Origin of the sequence: Finegoldia magna (assembly GCF_018371055.1) — a bacterium.
Lineage (GTDB): Bacteria > Bacillota > Clostridia > Tissierellales > Peptoniphilaceae > Finegoldia > Finegoldia magna_I.
Genome location: NZ_JAGYZD010000324.1, coordinates 1 through 1,477 on the forward strand (window position 1 = coordinate 1; position 1,477 = coordinate 1,477).

At 27.2% G+C, this 1,477-nt stretch carries 2 protein-coding genes and 1 pseudogene; all 3 read right to left on the reverse strand.

The window, feature by feature from the left end:
• A pseudogene (locus KHW44_RS09555) lies at positions 1 to 236 on the reverse strand (uracil-DNA glycosylase); the annotation flags it as partial.
• Positions 236 to 682 (reverse strand): signal peptidase II, encoded by a 447-nt coding sequence (lspA, locus tag KHW44_RS09560; RefSeq protein WP_094203541.1) that lies wholly within the window; start codon positions 680 to 682, stop codon positions 236 to 238. The pseudogene KHW44_RS09555 and the gene lspA, both read right to left, overlap by 1 nt.
• Positions 683 to 690: 8 nt before the next feature.
• On the reverse strand, positions 691 to 1,477 hold a 787-nt coding region (locus KHW44_RS09565), incomplete at its 5' end, for a YlmH/Sll1252 family protein (protein ID WP_304068874.1).

A 1,477-nucleotide genomic window follows, 5' to 3' on the forward strand; every position in this document is an offset into this window, starting at 1 on the left:
GAAAAACTAAGTCCATGAGCTTGATTAGGATTGTGATATGGATCTTGACCTAAAATCACAACCTTACAATCTTCAAATGGAACTAATTTCAACGCTTCAAAAATATAATTCATATCAGGATATACCCTGTAATTTTGATAATCGTGTATCAAAACTTCTCTTATTTTTTTATAATAATCCTTGTTCCATTCATCTTTTAATAAATCATCCCAACTATTTCCAATACTAACACTCATTATTTCTGTCCTTTTAAACTAAATATCACAAGTAAAATACAAGATACTACAACAGCTATATCTGCAACATTGAATACTGGAAAATCGTAATTAAAAGGTAATCGTACAGAAATAAAATCGATGACATAACCTCTGAAAATTCTGTCAATAAGATTTCCCAATGCTCCTCCAAGAAGTAGCCCGTATATTACTTTCTCAAAACTAACCAAACTTTTGTAATTCTTAAAAATATACACAATTACAAATCCAATTATTAGTAATGTTATTATCATTAAAATAATTTTCTTATTTTCAAGAATTCCAAATGCCGCTCCTCTATTCTCAAGGTAAGTAAGCTTCAAAAATTTATCAAAAATGATAATATCCCCTTCTTTTAGAGAAATTGCCATGTATTTTGTTAAATGATCCAAGCCAATTACCAAAATCATCATTAAAATAGTAACCATTTTTACTCCTAAATGTATTTAATATATTTTATTCTCAATTTGTCTTTTTTTGTGCTTCCCAAATATTCTAAAAGCCTGTATCTACCATATCCTCTTATTGAAACAAGAGAATTTTCTTCAACTGATTTGCTTGTATTGGATATTACTTCATAATTAAGCTTGATTTTCTTGTTTTTTATCATTATCTGAGCATCTTTCCTGGAAATATTTGCCATCTCAGAAACCAAGCAATCCAATCTTTCTGAATTAATAATTCCTGTAAATGATTTAAACATTTCTTCATCTTTTTCTATATTTTCTTCAATAATTGATGTCGAAATATTGAACTTTTTTATCTTGGTCAAATTAAAATTCAAAAATTTAATCATCGTATTTGTAGCGCAAAGATAAAATCTTTTATTATGAGTAAAAATATCTCCAATTTTTTCACGATTAATTCCTAAATTCAATACAGCCCCTAAAATATCTCTGTGGGTTATTTCTTGATCAGTCTGTATTTCCAAAAGACCAATGTAATCGAACATATTGATATATTCTTCTGAGTAGCAATATCTATCCCACATTATAATAATCTTATTTTCACAATTTACAGGACAATTTGTAACCATATATCCTACATCAGTCTCTGTGTTCAAAATTGAAGTAGCATACTCTATTTCTTTTGGATTCATGAAATCAGTTGCATAAATAGTTTTTGTCCTTTTAACTGAAATAAGACTATCAATAAATCTATCGATAGTCTTTTTAATTTCTATATCTTGAATGTAATTTAATTCATAACTCATTTTAAACCAA

Bases quoted from the DNA above. Each gene is read 5' to 3' on its own strand.
- lspA (WP_094203541.1), bottom strand. From the start codon at position 682: ATGGTTACTATTTTAATGATGATTTTGGTAATTGGCTTGGATCATTTA.